General features: G+C 70.3%; 19 protein-coding genes and 1 pseudogene. 12 read left to right on the top strand and 8 right to left on the bottom strand.

The window, feature by feature from the left end:
• Positions 1 to 19: 19 nt before the first annotated feature.
• The 4 genes from L1857_RS22410 to L1857_RS22390 form a co-directional block, all read right to left on the bottom strand.
• On the bottom strand, positions 20 to 457 hold the full coding sequence (locus tag L1857_RS22410) for a MarR family winged helix-turn-helix transcriptional regulator (RefSeq protein ID WP_116110597.1): 438 nt from the start codon (positions 455 to 457) through the stop codon (positions 20 to 22).
• Positions 458 to 469: 12 nt separating this feature from the next.
• Positions 470 to 799, bottom strand: a complete 330-nt coding sequence (locus L1857_RS22405) for a putative quinol monooxygenase (RefSeq protein WP_094002550.1) — start codon at positions 797 to 799, stop codon at positions 470 to 472.
• Between the two features lie 508 nt (positions 800 to 1,307).
• The gene (locus L1857_RS22400) at positions 1,308 to 1,679 is read right to left on the bottom strand and encodes a hypothetical protein (protein ID WP_488153996.1); all 372 of its coding nucleotides are present in this window, start codon (positions 1,677 to 1,679) and stop codon (positions 1,308 to 1,310) included.
• A 524-nt stretch (positions 1,680 to 2,203) separates the two neighbouring features.
• Positions 2,204 to 2,836 carry a hypothetical protein gene (locus L1857_RS22390; protein ID WP_233156959.1) on the bottom strand — a complete coding sequence of 211 codons (633 nt, stop codon included), beginning with the start codon at positions 2,834 to 2,836 and terminating at the stop codon, positions 2,204 to 2,206.
• Positions 2,837 to 3,008: 172 nt separating this feature from the next.
• On the opposite strand from L1857_RS22390, the gene L1857_RS22385 reads away from it, so the two are divergent.
• The 5 genes from L1857_RS22385 to L1857_RS22365 all read left to right on the top strand — a co-directional run bounded on the left by L1857_RS22385 (position 3,009) and on the right by L1857_RS22365 (position 8,323).
• Positions 3,009 to 3,950, top strand: coding sequence for an acyl-ACP desaturase (locus L1857_RS22385; RefSeq protein ID WP_116110595.1), 942 nt, complete (start codon positions 3,009 to 3,011; stop codon positions 3,948 to 3,950).
• 108 nt (positions 3,951 to 4,058) lie between these two features.
• The gene (locus tag L1857_RS22380) at positions 4,059 to 4,925 is read left to right on the top strand and encodes a helix-turn-helix domain-containing protein (protein WP_115944789.1); all 867 of its coding nucleotides are present in this window, start codon (positions 4,059 to 4,061) and stop codon (positions 4,923 to 4,925) included.
• 871 nt (positions 4,926 to 5,796) lie between these two features.
• The gene (locus L1857_RS22375; RefSeq protein ID WP_233156960.1) at positions 5,797 to 6,321 is read left to right on the top strand and encodes a hypothetical protein; all 525 of its coding nucleotides are present in this window, start codon (positions 5,797 to 5,799) and stop codon (positions 6,319 to 6,321) included.
• 257 nt (positions 6,322 to 6,578) lie between these two features.
• A complete protein-coding gene (locus L1857_RS22370) occupies positions 6,579 to 6,995 on the top strand; it encodes a TetR/AcrR family transcriptional regulator (RefSeq protein WP_116110593.1) in 417 nt (138 codons plus the stop codon).
• Positions 6,992 to 8,323: an MFS transporter gene (locus tag L1857_RS22365; protein WP_116110592.1), complete on the top strand. Its 1,332-nt coding sequence runs from the start codon at positions 6,992 to 6,994 to the stop codon at positions 8,321 to 8,323. The genes L1857_RS22370 and L1857_RS22365 overlap by 4 nt, the downstream gene beginning before the upstream one ends.
• Before the next feature lie 98 nt (positions 8,324 to 8,421).
• Here L1857_RS22365 and L1857_RS22360 read toward each other — a convergent pair whose 3' ends face one another.
• Positions 8,422 to 9,198, bottom strand: a complete 777-nt coding sequence (locus tag L1857_RS22360; protein WP_116110591.1) for an SDR family oxidoreductase — start codon at positions 9,196 to 9,198, stop codon at positions 8,422 to 8,424.
• A 587-nt stretch (positions 9,199 to 9,785) separates the two neighbouring features.
• On the opposite strand from L1857_RS22360, the gene L1857_RS22355 reads away from it, so the two are divergent.
• The 6 genes and pseudogenes from L1857_RS22355 to L1857_RS22335 all read left to right on the top strand — a co-directional run bounded on the left by L1857_RS22355 (position 9,786) and on the right by L1857_RS22335 (position 13,429).
• A complete protein-coding gene (locus tag L1857_RS22355) occupies positions 9,786 to 10,619 on the top strand; it encodes an SDR family NAD(P)-dependent oxidoreductase (RefSeq protein ID WP_116110590.1) in 834 nt (277 codons plus the stop codon).
• A gap of 105 nt (positions 10,620 to 10,724) precedes the next feature.
• Positions 10,725 to 11,072, top strand: a pseudogene (locus tag L1857_RS35770) (serine hydrolase domain-containing protein); the annotation flags it as partial.
• Positions 11,073 to 11,169: 97 nt separating this feature from the next.
• Entirely contained in the window at positions 11,170 to 11,640 is a 471-nt protein-coding gene (locus tag L1857_RS35765; RefSeq protein WP_429728401.1) for a serine hydrolase, read from the top strand.
• A gap of 198 nt (positions 11,641 to 11,838) precedes the next feature.
• Entirely contained in the window at positions 11,839 to 12,246 is a 408-nt protein-coding gene (locus L1857_RS22345; protein ID WP_116110589.1) for a RidA family protein, read from the top strand.
• 118 nt (positions 12,247 to 12,364) lie between these two features.
• Positions 12,365 to 13,198, top strand: coding sequence for a phosphotransferase family protein (locus L1857_RS22340; protein ID WP_205413235.1), 834 nt, complete (start codon positions 12,365 to 12,367; stop codon positions 13,196 to 13,198).
• 108 nt (positions 13,199 to 13,306) lie between these two features.
• A complete protein-coding gene (locus L1857_RS22335; RefSeq protein WP_198958067.1) occupies positions 13,307 to 13,429 on the top strand; it encodes a toxin-antitoxin system, antitoxin component, PHD family protein in 123 nt (40 codons plus the stop codon).
• A 379-nt stretch (positions 13,430 to 13,808) separates the two neighbouring features.
• On the opposite strand, the gene L1857_RS22330 is transcribed toward L1857_RS22335, so the two are convergent.
• The 3 genes from L1857_RS22330 to L1857_RS22320 all read right to left on the bottom strand — a co-directional run bounded on the left by L1857_RS22330 (position 13,809) and on the right by L1857_RS22320 (position 16,114).
• The gene (locus tag L1857_RS22330) at positions 13,809 to 14,315 is read right to left on the bottom strand and encodes a hypothetical protein (protein WP_198958068.1); all 507 of its coding nucleotides are present in this window, start codon (positions 14,313 to 14,315) and stop codon (positions 13,809 to 13,811) included.
• A gap of 92 nt (positions 14,316 to 14,407) precedes the next feature.
• On the bottom strand, positions 14,408 to 14,641 hold the full coding sequence (locus L1857_RS22325) for a hypothetical protein (RefSeq protein WP_094002559.1): 234 nt from the start codon (positions 14,639 to 14,641) through the stop codon (positions 14,408 to 14,410).
• A 267-nt stretch (positions 14,642 to 14,908) separates the two neighbouring features.
• Entirely contained in the window at positions 14,909 to 16,114 is a 1,206-nt protein-coding gene (locus tag L1857_RS22320) for a hypothetical protein (protein ID WP_094002560.1), read from the bottom strand.
• A gap of 98 nt (positions 16,115 to 16,212) precedes the next feature.
• On the opposite strand from L1857_RS22320, the gene L1857_RS22315 reads away from it, so the two are divergent.
• Entirely contained in the window at positions 16,213 to 16,968 is a 756-nt protein-coding gene (locus L1857_RS22315; RefSeq protein ID WP_249466196.1) for a glycosyltransferase family 2 protein, read from the top strand.
• The last annotated feature ends 257 nt before the right edge of the window (positions 16,969 to 17,225 follow it).

Here is a 17,225-nt window from a genome sequence, read left to right as displayed (position 1 = left end):
GGGGTGGCGGGGCGGTGGGTCAGGACGGGTCCGGCTGCGGCAGATCCGCGGCGATCTTCGTGAGGAGGGCCTGCAGGGTGGCGCGCTCCGCCTGGTCCAGCGGGGCCAGGATCGACTCCTCGACGCCGGTCATCGCGGTCTCGAACCCGGCGATCAGTTCGCTTCCCGCCGGTGTCGCGTAGACGCGTTTGCTGCGCTCGTTGCCGGGCTCGATGCGCCGCTCGACGAAACCGCGGCGCTCGAGCCCCTGCAGGAGGCTGGTCACGCTCGCCGCGCTGGTGCGGCTCATCCGGGCGATGTCCCGCTGGATCGCCCCGGGGTTGCGGACCAGGTAGACGAGCGCGGCGCTCTGCTCGTGGGTGAGCCCGCGCTCCCGGATCCAGTCCTCGCCGCTTTTCCGCTGCGCCCAGACGATCCAGCGCATCAGATCGAGGCTGCCGGTCGGTGTCGTCTCCATGCTTCGACCTTCTCAGCTGGAGGAGACGATGTGCACCGGCGTCCGGACGCCCCATTCCTCGGCGCCGTCGGCGACGAGGTCGGCGATCCGCTGGTGCCCTTCGTCGAACTGCCCTTCCTGGAGCGCGGCGCTCGAGTAGTGGCGGTCGAACGACGCGTCGTCCCGGTAGAACTCGAAGGCCCACATGACGTCGGGATCTTCGTCCGAGCGGGCGAGGACCCACTCGACCGGGCCGTCCGGGTCGCCGTTGAAGTGTTGCTCGTGGCAGGCCTGGAACAGTTCGTCCCCCATTCCGGGCTTCGCCTTGACCTTCAACACCATTCCCGGCTGCTTCGCATGCATCTCGTGCTCCTTTCTCGGGTGCTCGCCCTGTCGACTAACACTTAGCACTCTAAACGTTAGAGTTCTAAGTGTCAAGGAGATGCAGGTGAGGTCCGCGCCGAGGACGGGCTTTACGCGCGAGCCTCGCCAGAAGCCGCCTCGCGCCGCTGGAGCGGCTTGTCGGTGGTGGACCAGCGGCGGCGGGGGTGCCCAGGGATGGCTGCGGCAGTAGTTCGTCTCGCGCCCGTTGGCTCCGATGACGCCGACCGGCACCCTCCGGCTCGAGGACTGCCCCGCTTGCGACCCGCGACAACGGTCCGTCGCTGGTCAGACCCTGCCGGGTCACGCCGATCACCCGGCGGCGCAGCCCAAGCCGGTGTATGCGCAGAACGCGAGCCGGATGGCCTCGCCCTGCCCGATGGATGAGCCGCTTCTTCTTGCCGGGATCCTTCGAGTTGTGGCTCGCCTCCGGCACGGTGACGACGAAGTCGAACCCGTCGATGACCACAGCCGGTTCGCCGCCGCGCAGCTAGAACGGCTCGGCCCCGGCATCGTCCTGGTCGATGCCGGTTCGCGCTTGCCGGATCGGCGCCGGTTCGCGATGCACCGGATACGGCCGGAACGTCACCGAGGCCACTCCCTCCAGCTCGTCCGCAAGCCGCCGCCTCAGCTCCTCGCCCGCCTGGTTGAAGCGGATCGCCTCCGCGCGGTCGTCGAACCCGGAATCGACGGGGTTCGCCGAGTCGTACTGCTGCTCGTACCACGCCGCCCACCGTTCGAGGTCAGTGCGCAGCAAGCTGCTGATCGGCAATGCGGCCGGCGGCACATTCGCCACGCCGTCTTGGCGCTCCTCCCACACCGGCCAGCAGCCGAACCCCACGCCAACCCTGAGTCTGTGCACGGCTCGAAGCCTAGGTCATGGTCCGCTCGCCGATGGGCGGTTGGGACGGGCGTGCTTCGCAGCGCGGCTGGGTCCGCCGGGGCGCAGCGGGGCAGCAGGGCGGCCGGGCAGGTCGGCGGCGGGGTGGTTCATTGGCGGGCGTTGCGGCCCAAGGTGGCGTAGACGGGCGCCCCTCCGGTGTCAGCTCGAGCAGCGCTGCCAGCCGGCGACGAGCTGCGGGCCTGCTGCGCAGCGCCTACCCCGACCTCCGTGATCGATGGCAACAAGCGGCTGAGCTGGATGGCCGCCTTCGTGTTCTACGGGCTGACCGGTCTCGTCTCGACGCGCCCGCGGATGAGGCATACGACCTCGTCATCGGGGTTTCCACCGGCGCGGTCCCGTATGCGGAGGCCGCCGCGCGGCCGGCCCGATGGACTCGGCCCAGCCTCGCTCCACCGCGTGGTCCTGCTGACTTCCGCTCCGGTACCTCAGTGTGCTTCGCGGACTCGGATCCGGGAGTCCAGCCCGACCGGCGTCGAGTCGGGCTAGACGTTCGTCGGGCAGGGGCCGGTCGCCGGGGTGAGCGGGGCCGGCTCGTAGGCCTGCACCGGTGTCGTGCAGCCGGTGGGCACCAGGTGGTCGTCCTGCTGCACGTAGGTCACCCAGTACAGCGGCGCGAGCGCGAAGCTGGGCTCGTACGTGCTCTGCCGCACCGCGGCGTCCGGCAGGCCGTCGGCGTTGAGGTCGCGCACGTCGGCCGAGACGCCCTCCACCGCGGTGTCCACCGTGATCTTCGTATCGACCCGCAGCGTCGCGACGGCGGCGGAGTGCGCGCCGTACTCGAACGCGACCGAACAACGCGCCGCGCCGCAGAGCCCGGCCGTAACCCGCTCGTAGGGTTGCCCGTCGCTGCCGCGGACCTGTGCCGTGTCGACCAGGCTTGCGCCGTCCCAGTACGCCAGCACGTTGCCGCCGGCTCCGTGCAGCCCGTCGAGCCGGTGCCCGCCGGGCAGCGCAGCGGAGAACGTGGTTTCGCAGCCCTGTTCGCAACCCGGCACGACCGGCGGCGGCCCGGCGGCCTGCGGCGCTCCGCTCGTCGTGATCGCGGCGGCCGACGGGACCGCCAGCGTCACGACGCTCAGCAAGGCCAGCAGACAGTCGCGAAACCCCCTCTTCATGTCCTCCATTGTGACCCGTTCCGGCTCCGGACGGGCGGTGCCGTCGCCGGGTGTGATGTGGCACCGGGGGCGCTCGGCGGGAACCCGTCGAGGCGCTCGCGCGTTGTCAGTACCTACGGGACCGTAACCTACGGCCTCGTAGGTTCCTGGCCGCCACCCGAAGGACGTGCGCATGACGCTTCCCGACACCACCCGCCTGATGTACGAGCTGGAAGGGACGGTCGAAGAGAACCTCAACCGCCATCTCACCGCGGCCCAGGACTGGATGCCGCACGAGTTCGTGCCGTGGAGCGAGGGCCGGAACTTCGCGGATCTGGGTGGCGAGGCGTGGGACCCGGCGCAGTCGCGGGTGTCGCCGGTGGCGCGGACGGCGCTGGAGGTCAACCTGCTGACCGAGGACAACCTGCCCAGCTACCACCGGGAGATCGAGCGCGCGTTCGGCCGGGACGGGGCGTGGGGGACCTGGGTGCACCGGTGGACCGCGGAGGAGGGCAGGCACGGCATCTGCATCCGCGACTACCTGCTGGTGACCCGCGCGGTCGACCCGGTCGAGCTGGAGCGGATGCGCATGGAGACCATGCAGGCCGGCTACGACAGCGGGGACAAGCCGTTGTTGCGGGTGTGCGCCTACGTGTCGTTCCAGGAACTCGCGACGCGGCTGTCGCACCGCAACACCGGGCGCTACACCCAGGACCCGCTGGCGGAGAAACTGCTGGCCAGGGTGTCCACGGACGAGAACCTGCACATGGTGTTCTACCGCAACCTGGTGAAGGCGGCGCTGGAGATCTCCCCGGACGCGATGATGCGGGCCATCACCGACGAGGTCCTCGACTTCGCGATGCCGGGCGCGGTCATCCCGAGCTTCGCGCGCAAGGCCGCGTTGATCGCCAAGGCCGGGATCTACGACCTGCGCATCCACCACGACGACGTCGTGATGCCGCTGCTGCGGTACTGGAAGGTCTTCGAGCTGGAAGGCCTGGGTCAGGCCGGTGAGACCGCGCGCGACGAACTCGCCGCATTCCTCACTGGACTCGACGCGCAGGCCTCGCGGTTCGAGGACCGCCGAGCGGCCGCGCTCGCCCGCGACGCCGCGCGTGATCGCCCGCTCGCGTGACTCCCGGCCCGGCGTCCAGCACGGCCCCCCGTGACGGGGGGACAAGATGGGCCACCTTCACCGCGCGCCGGGTGGCCACCGGTGGGCACAATCGGGTCCATGAGCGGCATGAAGAGCGGTGAGCTGGCGCAGTTCCTGCGAACCTGCCGGTCCCGGGTCAGCCCCGAGGAGCTGGGCCTGGACGGCTCGGCCCGGCGGCGGGTGCCGGGGTTGCGGCGCGAGGAGCTGGCGCAGCTGGCCGGTGTGAGCGTGGACTACTACACCCGCCTCGAGCAGGGCCGCAGCCGCAGCGCCTCGGCCGAGGTGCTGGACGCCCTGGCGACCGCGTTGCGGCTGACCGACGCCGAGCGCCAGCACCTGATGGACCTGGGCCGCCCCGAACCCGCGGTGCGCAAGCGGCGCGCGCGGCCGCAGCGGGTGGATCCGGCGACGCTGCGCCTGGTGGAGATGTTGGACGAGGTGCACTCACCGGCGTTCGTGCTGGGGCGGCGCCTGGACGTGCTCGCGCACAACCGGCTCGCGGGCGCCCTCATCACCGACTTCCGGGCGCTGCCCGCCGCCGACCGGAACCAGGCGCGGTTCGTGTTCTTCGACCCGCACGCCCGTGAGCTGTACCAGGACTGGGAGGCCGTCGCCGCCGACACCGTCGCCATGTTGCGCCTGGACGCCGGCCGCTACCCGGACGACCCGCAGCTGTCGGCGTTGATCGGTGAGCTGTCCATCCACTCCGAACAGTTCCGGAAATGGTGGTCGGACCACAAGGTGCACCGGCGCACCACCGGCTCCAAGGGCTACCACCACCCGCTGGTCGGCGACCTGACCGTGCAATACCAGGCGCTGCACCCGGCGGGCGACCCGGACCAGATCCTGTTCGTCTACACCACCGAACCGGGCTCGGCGTCGGAAAACTCGATGCGCCTGCTGGCCAACTGGCACAGCACGGAGAACCAGGACCGCGAGCTGCCGGTGCGCTGATGCGCCCCGGATCTCGCTTGGCTGGGGGCATGAACCGAGACACCATGGCCCTCACCGGCGCCAGTGGCATCGGGCGGGCCGCTACCTCGCGGCGGCTCTGCTCACGAATGGCTGACACCGGCGTTGCTGGCCGCAGGCGGGCGGGTCGTGCACGTCGCGCCGCCCCCCACCTGTCGGCCTCGCGGGACGTGACCATTGGGCAGTAGCTTGAGGGCGGGGTGGCGCTGGCCCTGGGCCTGCTGGGGCTGAGGGGCTGAAGGGGACCAGGGACACCGAGGCGCTCCTGGTGCTCATCGCCGTCGCGGCGGCGGGCGCCCAGCTTGCCGCTGTTCACCGAGATCGGGCCGTCGGAGGCGCTGGTGCTGGCCGGGCGGGGCGTCGCGGTCGCGGTGGTCGTCCTGCTGGTGCGCCTGGCGTTCGTGTTCACCACGCCCTGCCTGCTGCGGCTGGTGGACCGGCGCCCGCGCCAGCGGGAGCTGCGGTCGCCGGCCCGTGTGCGCGTGGTGCTGGGCTGGGCGGGGATGTGCGGTGGCGCTGGCCGTGGCTCTGTCGCCGGCGACGTCCCAGGTCGTGAGCCACTCGGCGAGCGAGCCAGCGTGCACGTTCTCGTGCAGGTGCCCGGTGCAGCTCGCCGAGGAGCGCCGGGAAGCTGCTGCGGGAGCACCACCAGCTCACGCCCCAGGACGACCGGGCCTGCATATGTGGTCCACAAACCGGCGCCGCGGCTGCTTGTGGGGCAGTGCGATGTGGTCCAACCGGACAGTGCAGTGTGGTGGTCCAGGTGGGTCGGTTGACGGTGGTGGAGCCGGTTTGCGGGCGGGTGTTCGGACAACGGTTTTGGCCCAGCCCTGGATGGTGCATATTGGCGTCGGTGCGCGCCGTCTCGGGTTGTTGGCGTGGTATCGCCCTGCTCAGCTGGTTCGACGGAGGAGACGCCACCATGAGATCCGGTGCCCCGAACAGCTCCTACGGCGGCTACCTGGGCCATCCGAGGGACATGCCCGGGCTGATGAGGGGGGCGCGGGTACTCCTGTTCGTCATGGGTGGCGTGCAGCTCACCGTCGGTGCGCTGGTCGCCAGCTTCTCGGCCGGCATCATCGCTGGCAACGGCGGCAGCATCGCCGATGCCGTCGCCCTCGTCAGTGTGCTGCTGGGCCTGGGGGCGCTGTCGATCGTCCTGGGGACGAAGTTCGCCACCGGCGGCAGAGGTGTCCGGGTCACCACGATCGTGTACGCATCGCTGATGATCGTGGCCTGCCTGGGCATCCTGGGCCTCGGGGACGGCTTCGGCCTCATCTTCGCGGGCGGGCCGGTCATCGGGCTCGCCTGTGGCGGCATCATCCTGGCGTTGATGGTCACCGCACAGGCCGGCGCCTGGTTCAACCGCCCACGGTAGGCAACCGAGCAGCACGGTACCCACACACGCGCGAGGGTCCCCTTCACCACAGCGGAGCACGGGGCTGCGCGCTCGGCGAGCGCGGCCACCGACACAGGACGGCTGGTGCGGGCATGGGCTGCACGGCCCGATGCTCGCCGCCGCCCTGCGTCATCTCGCGCCGGTCGGGCGGTTGTGACGCCGCTTCTCGTCGCTTCCGAAATTTCCACCACCGCCTCCGGGGTTGTTAGTAGTCGGCCGAGCAACGGCGCGAACAGCTGCTGGAGCTGGCCGCCGAGGAGTTCGCCGCGGCTGGGCTGCACGGCGCGTCGATGGAGACGCTCGCCCGTCGCGCGGGGATCTCGCAAGCCTGCGTGTTCCGGTTGTTCGGCACCAAGAAAGCGCTGTTCCTGCAGGTGGTGCGGCGCGCGTTCACGCGGCTCATCGAAGGTATGGACCGCGCCGCGGAGCACACGTCCGGGACGGGCTCGGTCAAGGTCATGGGCGGGTACTACGACAGCGTTCTCGCCGACCGCACTGGGCTGCTGGTGCAGCTGCAGGCCTTCGCCGCCTGCGCCGACCACGAGGTCCGCGAGGTGGTGCGCGAGCACATGGCCAGGATGTGGGCCCGTGGCATCCGCACCCGCATCAACGCGGGGCTGTTCGAGCACCTGACCGAGGAGAACAACCAGTGAGTGCTTCCTCGACGCCTGCGACCGGCCAGGCCGAGGGTGCCGCTCGCGGCGGCACCCTCCTGGTGGCGGCGCTGGTGTTCATCGCGTTGGTGGTCGCGGCGATCGGCAGCCTGGGCGCACCGCTGATCACGTCCGTGGCCGAGGAGTACGACGTGTCGCTGTCCACCGCGCAATGGACGTTGGCCATCACGCTGCTGACCGGTGCCGTGGCCACCCCCCTGCTCGGCCGCCTCGGCTCCGCCCACCGGCGGCGGAAGGTCGTCCTGGCCACGCTCGCCGTCGTGGCGCTGGGCAGCGTGGCCACCGTGGTGCCCGCGCCGTTCGCGGTGATCTTGGCAGGCCGTGCCGCGCAGGGCGTAGGTCTGGGCCTGACCGCGCTGATGATGGCCACCGCCCGCCAGCACCTCGGCGACCGAGCCGTGAGCACGATCGCGATGCTGTCGGTGGCCTCCACCGTCGGCGTCGGCTACCCGATCGCGAGCCTGCCGGCCCAGGTCGGCGGCGTGCGCGTGGCCCACCTGCTCGGCGTGGTGGTCGCCGTGGCCGCGCTGATCACCGCCGTGGTCGCCGTCCCGCGGGACACCGGAGCCGCGCCGGCGAAGGAACCGGTGGACTGGCTGGGCGCGTCCCTGCTCTCCGCCGGCCTGGTGGCGGTGCTGCTGGTGACCAGCCAGTCGAGCCGGTGGTCGAGCGACCCGCTCCCGGTCGTGCTGATCCTGCTCGCCGGCGCCGTGGCGCTGGCGGCCTGGGTCCTCGTCGAGCGGAAGGCGGCGCGCCCGCTGGTGGACCTGACCGCGCTGCGGCATCCGGCGGTGGCGGGCGCCAACGTGGTCATGTTCGTCTCCGGTATCGCCATGTACCTGCTCTTCACCCTGGTCACCCGCTTCGTGCAGACCCCCTCGCAGGCCGGCTACGGGTACGGGCTCACCGAGGTCGAGGCGGGTCTGGTGCTGGTCCCGTTCTCGGTGCTGGGTTTCGTCGCCGGCCGCGTGACGCCGAAGATGCGGGAGAAGGTCAGCCCGTTCGGCCTGCTGACCGCGAACGGTTTCGTGATCGCCCTCGCGTGCGTGCTGTTCGCCGGCGTCCGCGGACTGGGTGTGGTGTGGCCGATCGTGGTCATGGGCGTGCTGGGCTTCGGCGTCGGCGGCTTCTCCCTCGGCAGCGCGGTCAGCGGCCTGATCCTCGCCGCGCACACCGCCGCCGGCAGCTTCGCCCCCACCGACTCCGGCTATTCCACCGCAGCTTGGACGGCCGGGGTGCTGGCGCTGGTCACCATCGTGCCGGCGGCGGGGATGAACGCCTCCCGGCGCAGGCGGCACCAGTCGTGACGAGGCGACCAGCGGCCGATGACCAGCCTGGCGAGTAACGACAGCAGCGGCTGCTCGGCGCGCCGTCCGGTTAGGACGGACGGCGCGCTCCGAGCCGCTCAGACCGGCTGGGCGGTCGGCAGGATGGTGATCTCGCTGAGGTTGACGTGCCGGGGCGCCGCGGCGATGAACGCAACAGTCTCGGCCACGTCGGCCGGGCTCAGGCACTCGATGTCGCGCAGCAGGTCCGCCATCAGCGTGCTGGCATCCGGGTCGGTGACGTGGTCGGGCAGTTCGGTGTCGACCATGCCCGGCTCGATCGCCGACACCCGCACCATCTTCCGGCCCAGCTCGACGCGCGCGAGCCTGCTGAAGTGGCTGAGGTAGGCCTTCGTGCCGGAGTAGACGGAGAACTTCTCCAGGATCCGGGTTGCGGCGATCGAGGAGGTGGTGATCAGGTCCGCGGGCCCGCCCGCGTCCGCGGCGGCGACCAGGTGCGGCACGAACGCGGCGAGGACGTTCATCACCCCGGTGATGTTGAGGTCGATCTGGCGCTGCCAGTCGTCGACCTTCAGGTCCTCGATGGGGGAGATCAGCTGCACGCCGGCGTTGTTGACGACCAGGTCGGCCCGGCCCAGCTGATCGGTCACCTGCGTGGCCGCCGCGGTGACGGCGTCGCGGTCGGTGACGTCCAGCGGGACGGCGAGCGCGGTGCCGCCGGCGACGGTGATCCGGGCGACCAGGTCGCCGAGGTTGTCCTTGCGGCGCGCGGCGACCGCGACCTTCGCCCCGAGCGCGGCGAGCCGTTCCGCGGTGGCCGCGCCGATCCCGCTGCTGGCGCCGGTGACGACGGCGACCCGGCCGGCGAGCGGGGTTCCGGTGATGACCTGCGACATGACGATTGTTCCTTTCCGGTTGCGGGTTTTCGTCCCGATGCCTTCACACAACCAGTCCGGGGGCCGGAAATGGGGCCACAACAGCGCCTCTGTTGTCGGGGGACAGGATGATCCCCCCAGCCGCGCCGGGTGAAGCGCACCGGCAGCGACAGCGGGCCGCGCCTGATCCCGCCGGGGATCCAGGCGAGCGGGGCGCCCAGGCGGTAGTGGATCGCCATGGACTGCCCTCCGGGCGCGCCGATACCGCGCGCCACCAGGCCGACGACGACATCCAGGCCTGGCCGGCCGCCGCGGACTGATCACGCCACGCACCAGGGCCGCTTCCGACGCTGATCCCGGTTCGGCGGTCTGGACCAGCAGGACCCGGCCGGGACGAGCGCGCGGTCAGCAGGTTCCGGGCTGCCGACGGCGCGCGCTGACGGGTGGTCATCCAGCCAGGGTGCCCCGCGGCGCGGACCACGGGCGGCGGTTGGGTGGCCCATTCCGTCCCAGGATGAGCGAGGCCCTGTTCGGCGCCCTTTTCGCCGCTCCCCGTTGGTTGAGTGGTGGCACAGGCACAACGCCGAAGCGAAAGGAGACACGAGGAAATGGCTACTTGGCTGATCACCGGCGCATCGCGCGGCCTCGGCGCGGAGATCGCCCGCGCGGCGCTGGCCGGCGGGGACACGGTGGCGGTCGCGGTCCGCAACCCGGACCGGCTCCCGGACGACCTCAAGACCGGCGGCCGCGTGTTCCCGGTCGCGCTGGACGTCACCGACACCGCCGCGATCGCCCCCGCGGTGGAGTCCGTGGTCGACCGGTTCGGCGGCATCGACGTGCTGGTCAACAACGCCGGCCGCGGTCTGCTGGGCGCGCTGGAGGAGATCAGCGACGCCGAGGCGCGGTCGCTGTTCGACCTCAACGTGTTCGGGCTGATCAACGTCACCCGCGCGGTGCTGCCCTACATGCGTGAAGCGGGTGGCGGGAAGTTGGTCCACATCGGATCCCGGTCGGGTTTCGAGGGTGAGCCCGGGGTGAGCGTGTACAGCGCGTCGAAGTTCGCGGTGGCCGGCATCAGCGAGGCGCTGTCGGTGGAGCTGGCGCCGTTCGGGATCCAGAGCATGGTCGTCGAACCGGGCGTGTTCCGCACCGACTTCCTCGACGCCAGCTCACTGTCCCTGCCGGACAACCGGATCGCCGCCTACGACGGCACCCCGGCACACACGACGCTGGACTGGGTCGGCGAGGCCAACCACACCCAGCTGGGCGACCCGGTCCAGGGCGCGGCGCTGATCTGCGAGGTCACCGGCCAGGAGAAGCTGCCCACCCACCTGCTGCTCGGCCGGGACGCGCTCGACCGCTGGCAGGTGAAGGTCGACCGGATCGCCGAGGACACCGAGCCCTGGCGGGAGAAGTCCATCGCGACCGCCCACCAGGACTGAGGTGGACCGTCCCGATCGCGGCCCCGCGGATTCGTCCGGAACGACCGATCCGCGGGGCCGCGTTCGTGCGCGCGAACGAACTTCTCCGCCACCGGCGCCGCTACCGTGACCCGATGGCGAACCTGGACGAGATCACCGGCTGGCTCGGACGCGATCCTGGCCGAGGCGCGTGAGGTGCCCGGTGCGCCCGCCGTGGGCGGCGAGGTCGCCGACGCGGGCGCCGGGGTGCTGAACCGGGCGACCGGGGTCGAGGCCACCCCGGACTCGGTGTTCCAGATCGGGTCCATCACCAAGGTCTGGACCACCACGCTCGCCATGCAGCTGTCCGAGGAGGGCGCGCTCGACCTGGACACGCCGGTGCGCCGGTACCTGCCGGAGTTCCGGGTGCCGGACTCCAGCGCCGCCGCCGCGATCACCGTCCGCCAGCTGATGTGCCACACGTCCGGCTTCGAGGGCGACCTGTTCACCGACACCGGCCGCGGCGACGACTGCGTCGAGAGGTACGTCGCGACCCTGGGCGGGGACCGACCAGCTGTTCCCGCCGGGGGAGATGTTCTCCTGCAACAACGCGGCCTTCGTCGTGCTCGGCCGGATCGTCGAGGTGCTGCGCGGCAAGCCCTACGACCAGTGCCTGCACGACCACCCGGCCACCCCGCTCGGCCTCACGCACTTCGCGACGAACGCCGACGAGGCGATCGCGCCGCGGTCGGGCATCTGCCGGGCGGGCAGCCTGCCCCGGTGTGGTCGCTGGCCCGCTCCAACGCGCCGGCCGGCTCGGCGCCGGCGATGCGGCCACGGGACCTGCTGGCCTTCGCCCGCCTGCACCTCTCCGGCGCACCGCCCCGGATGGGACGGCGCTGCTCAGCCCGGGCAGAGTGAAGGCCATGCAGGAGCGGCAGGTCCTCCTGCCGCCGCTCGGGCTGATGGGCACCGCCTGGGGGCTCGGCGCACCTACTCCAGCGAGGTCGCCGACCTCACGGTGACCCAGGACGACGACGGCGGCCTCTGGCCAGCTGGGTGAGGCCGAGCGGACCGAGCTGGTCCGCCTGGACGATGACGTCCTCATCCCGTGCACCTGATGACCGGCCTGCGCGCGATCGTGGAGGGCTACCCGCTCGTCGGCGAGGTCCGCGGGATGGGTTTGATGACCGGCGTGGAACTCGTCGTGCCTCGCCGACGACCGTTACCCCACCACTGTCGGACGAACTGAGGAGAACGCATGATCCGGCGCTGGAACCCGGACACCGTCGCCGCCCCCATCGGGATGTACAGCCACCTGGCCCAGGTGCCGTCCGGTCACGAGCTCGTGGTGATCTCCGGCCAGGTTGGCGCGCTGCCCGATGGCTCGCTCGCCGGTGCCGACGCCGAAGCCCAGACCGAGGCGGTGTTCGCCAACCTGGAGCGGCTCCTCGCGGCGGCGGGCGCGCAGCCGGAGCACGTGGTGAAGCTGTTCAGCATGGTGGCCGGCGCCGAGCACCTGCCCGGCCTCCGCACGGTGGTGAAGCGGACCTTCACCCGCTGGTACCCGGACGGCGACTGGCCGGCGCAGTCGCTGATCGTGGCGGCCGCGCTGGCCCGGCCGGACCTCCTGGTGGAGGTCGAGGCCATGGCCGCGGTGCCGCGCTGAGGCCCGCCGAGTTCCCGGCGCTCCGCGACCAGGTGTGGCTGGACACGCCGGGGGCGGAGCCGGTGGTGACGGCGATGCGAGGTGCCCGACGCGTGGTCGTCGGGCGGGTTCGACTGGGGTGGCGCTGCTGGCGCAGGACGGTGGACGAATCTTCTGCAAGGGCATCGCCGAAGCCGGTGGCCGCCGGGGAGTGATGCACCGCCACGAGGCCGAGGTCAATCGGTGGTTGCCCTCGGCCATCGCGCCGCGGCTGCGGTGGAGTGTGGAGGTCGAGGACTGGCTGTTGCTGGGGTTCGAGCATGTGCCTGGTAGACACGCCGATCTTGCCCCCGGGGCGCCGGACCTGGCAAAGATCGTCCCCGTGCTCGGCATCCTCGGTGCGGAGCTGGCCGCGTGCCCGGTTCAGGCGCCGCTGGTGGCCGAGCAGTGGGCGAGACTGGCGGCCTGGCGCAGGCTGGCGAAGGACACTCCGCCCGATCTCGATCCGTGGGCGCGGGAACATCTCGACGAGCTGGTGGCGGAGGAAGCGCGCGCGATCGAGCTGGTCGCAGGCGACCACCGGGTGCATACCGACCTGCACTCGCTCAACATCCTCGTCGGCGAGGACGGTGCCCGGATCGTGGATTGGGCCTGGTCCCGGCGCGGCAACCCCGCCCTCGACACGGCGTTCCTCATTCCGCGGCTGATCGCCGCAGGCCACCACCCTGACGCGGCGGAATGCTGGGCCGAGGCGGTGCTGGCGTGGCGATCCACTCCGGCCGCCACGCGTAAGGCGTTCGCCATCGCCATTTGGGGCATCTGGCAACTGCTCGAGCGGGACCAATCGCTGCCACACCGCCCGGCACTCATCACTGCGGCGCGGGGCTGGGCATTACACCGCATCCACCAGCACAAGATTGGCAACGAGCAGGCTGACCAAGGTTGCCAGCCATGGTTGGTCAAGCACGATTGACCGTATGGTGCGGACGGTGGAGGTGCAGGAGGCCAAGACGCGGTTGTCCGCAATCTTGGCTGATGTCGAGGGGGTGAGGAGGTTGTCATCGCGCGGGGAGACGTCCCGGTGGCCCGGTTGGTCCCGATTCAGGAGCCGCCGGAACGGGAATTGGGCTTCGTGCCCTACCGTGTTCCGGAGTCGTTCTCCGAGCCGCTGCCCGACGACGAGCTCGCGGCGTGGGAGCCGTGACCCCGTGGCGGCTGGTTTTGAAGCGCATGTGCTGCTGGGGGCATTGAATCGTGTCCGCGACCGGGTCAGATTCCGTCAGCCCGAAACGGGGCGCCACGTGGATCGCGGCACCGCCCGTCGCGCCACCGCCAGCCGTCGTCTGGTCCAGTTCAACGGAGGCCAACCTTGAGCACCCGCGCGTCCAGCAACGGGTTTCCCGTCGGGGCAACGAGCAGGAGGAGCACGTTATGCGTGAGCGTGTGCGTCCTCGAACTGGCCACGAGCCCTCCGAAAGCTGATCGACTCGCTCTGACGTAGTGTGATGCATTCTCCGCGCTTTGGTTTTCGCTGTGCCAGGGGACTGGGGTCGGCACGTCTTGTATAGCTGTTGGGGACGTAGTTAGGTTGCAAGGCTCTTGCGACGTGCCCTCATCGAGTAGGTTCGTCCGGTGCTGTCTTCGCTGCTTCCCCAGCCGCCGCTGGTGGCGATATGCCAGCCTTTCTGCTGTCGCATTTGAGATGCGAAAGTTTCCAAGTCGCGGATTGTGCAGCCGCAGTCCAGCCAGAGGTTGATGCTGATGTAGGAGGCGGTTGGCTTCTGCTCGTGGGGGCTGACTGACCAGCGGACTTGGTGTTCGTGGTCGGTAAGCCCGGTTCGTGCTTCGTCGTGGATGATTCGAAAGGCCCGGGCGTACTGGTCAAGGTCGTCGATGGCGAAGAGGTGGCTCGACCATTCTCCCGGCCAGACCGCGAATAAGCGAGATGTACCGGTGAGTGCGCGGTGGTAGGTGTTGTCATCCCCGCCCCAGTGGACGCTGCCGTCTGCGAAGACTTCGATGTAGCACATCGTCTTGAGGGTGTAGGGAAAATCGGCCCCCATGGCTCCGGCGCTTCTCGGTTCTTGCATGGTGTCTCCCATTCGTCAGCTCGGATCAGGACTTATCGTGCCATTGGTCTTGAGGGTGCGGTCGGTGAGGTTGCGGCCAACGACGAGGCTGGTCACCGCGTGGCCGTAGTGTCGGGGACGGGCAGCCAAAGTGAGCCGCCGACCTGGCTGGCGGTGTCCGCCATGCCGCCCACGATGCTCACGTCGTCCTCGCGCAGGCGTATCGCCAGTCCGGCGAGGCGCCGTCCCCGGTGCCGCGCGCTTGACAAGCGGGTGGGAATCGTGAACCGCACCGACGCGGCCACCGAGTTGGCCAGCAAGGCCAAGGAGTCGTGGCGGTCGCTCATCCGAGGAGACAGTTGCCGACCTTCCCGGCATCCTGGATACGATGGCGGCCGACGTCGGAGTCCGTCGACCCCGGTGAGCTGGGGCGTGGATCGGGTCGCCGGACAGCGCCCGCGTCCTTCTGGCGGCGCCGAGGCCGGCCACACGTCCCGCGGCCGGTCGCCCGACATCCGCTGCCCCGCCGTGGACTGGCTGGACGAGCTGGGCAGCGATGCCCGGTCCGAGAGATTACTGCGGGGCCGACAGGCCCGGAGTCCGGAGGGGACGCGTCACGGGTTGCGGCGCCTGCGGGTGATCCACCACGTTCCGCCGATGATGAGCAGTGCGAACGCGAGAAGGCCCGCGCCGAACGTGATGATCATCCAGATCCGGTCTTTGACTGCCAGTGTGCCGGCGAGTGTGACTTGCAGGGAGCCGACGGCGAAGGCGATGGCGGCGGTGAAGACGGTGACGAGTTCGATCGCGCGGACGGTGGAGTTCTGCAGTGTGCGGCGGAGATCGGCGTTGCTGGCTTCTTGGGCGGCCCAGCGCTGGCGTTCCTCGGCCGACCATTGGGCCAGTTGCCGGCCTTCCTGGATCATGTCGCGTTCGCGGAGGTATTGCTCTTGGAGCAGTTTGTGGCTGCCGCGGTTGCCGGTCGCGGGCAGGAGCCGCAGCGCGGTGTCGATGGTGTCGAGCGCGGTGTCGCAGTCCCGGGACATGCGCTGTCCTGCCGCCAGCCGGAAGTAGAAGATGTGATTGTCCGGAAATGCGGCCACGGCTTCTTCGGCCCGGGTGCGGAGGAGATCGGCTTGACCCTCGAAGGGGGCGGCCGCGGCGAGTGCGTTGAGGCAGAGGTCGACGACGTGCAGCGTCCGTTGCGGGGATGCCCACGCCTTGTCCAGCAGCGTGATCGCGTGTTCTGCGGTGATGGTGCGGCTGCCGAAGGCGGCGAAGGCTTCCAGGGCGACGAAGAGCGGGTCATTGCGGTGCTCGTCGCAGGCCAGGGCCAGGAGTGCGGAATCGAGGAACAGGCGCAGGTCGTCGAACGCGAAGTTCGCCCGGAGTTTGCCGGCGTGGTAGACGGTCGCGAAATACGCGATGGCGGACGAGCCGTGGTGTTCCTCCAGGATCCAGCCGCTGGCTTCGGTGAGTTCTCGCGCGGATTCGACGGTGTCCCTGGTGATGAACGCGTAGCCGAGGGCCCACTTCTGGGCGATCTCGGTGCGTTGCTCGACGTCGGCCGAGCGGGTCAGCCAGTGCGCGCACCGGGCGGCGGTTTCGACCGTGGGCAGTTCCAGGAACCGCAACCGCCAGTAGCGATCGGCGCAGATGAGGAAGGGGTCGGCGGCGAAGTCGGCGGATCCGACCTCGAACGGAGGCTCCGCCCCGGCCGCCATCAGCTCGGCGGCGGCAGCCTCGCAGATGCGATCCAGCTCGCGCGAGCCCGTCGTGGTTGCTTGACGCAGACTGTCCAGCAGGGCCTTCTTGTCCATGCTTCCCCTCGACCGACTGTGATTGATCCACTACTTACCACACCGGGGCCGCCTCGCGATGGTAGATACACACTGTGTGGGTTGATGTGGTGACAGCGGTGCACGCCGCCTACGCACCGTTCGTGCCTGCGGCCTACGCGTCCCTGCGCGCGCAGACCTATCCGCGATGGCGATGGCTGGTGCAGATCGACGGGGTGAACGACACCGCTGTCCGCACAGCCCTGGCTGTCACCGGAGCGCTGACCGACGAACGCGTCCAGGTCGAGAGCAACCGGGCCATGGCGGGGCCGGCCGTCACCCGCAACATCGCCCTGGCCCGCGCCGAGGCGCCTCTCCTGCAGAACCTGGACGCCGACGACCAGCTGGAACCGAACGCGCTGGAGCTGCTGGTGGCGGCGATGCGACGGCACCCGGAAGCGGGATACGCGGTCGGCCACGCCCGCGACCTGCTCCCCGACGGCACCCTGCGCGAGCATCCACTACCGTTGCCCCCCGGCATTCAGCGGCGCGGAGCATTATCGGACGAATGGTTGAGTGATCCGGAACACTACCGGCTTCCGGTCCACCCAGCGGGAGCCATGTGGCGACGGCCCCTCGTGGTGGAGCTGGGCGGCTGGACGGCGCTGCTGGGTATGGAGGACACCGGGCTTCTCATGGCAGCCTCCGCCGCCGCGGAGGGAGTCCTGGTCGACGCCCCGATCCTGCGCTACCGCAAGCATCCCCGGCAAAGGTCTCTCCGCACCGGAAGGTCAAAATTCGCGGGGGGGGGGGCGCATATTTCGCTAGTGCGGGAACGGGTCGCACTCCTGGCCGCGGGGCCGCCCCGGTGGCCGCCCGCTTTGCGAGTCGAATGAGCCCGACGGACGTTGCCAGGACTTCGCCCAGCGCTGCAGTTGTCGGCGAAGCAACCGGAAATCGGACCAACGAACTCGTGCAAGACTTGGCATCTTGACGTGAGACGCACTGGGCGGTCAACGGGGCGCCCTGTTCAAATGAACGTCTGCTACTTCGCGGGTGCGTGAATGGTAGTTCCGAAGGGATTGTCGAACGCCAATCTGGTCGATTTGATGCTTAATGCGATCACGCGGTTGGCGAGGTCGTGAGAAGCGAA

It is taken from the genome of Amycolatopsis thermalba (genome assembly GCF_023376025.1).
Taxonomy (GTDB): Bacteria; Actinomycetota; Actinomycetes; order Mycobacteriales; family Pseudonocardiaceae; genus Amycolatopsis_E; species Amycolatopsis_E thermalba.
The sequence above is the reverse complement of the archived record's forward strand: the minus strand, read 5'-3'. Positions and strand labels throughout refer to the sequence as shown.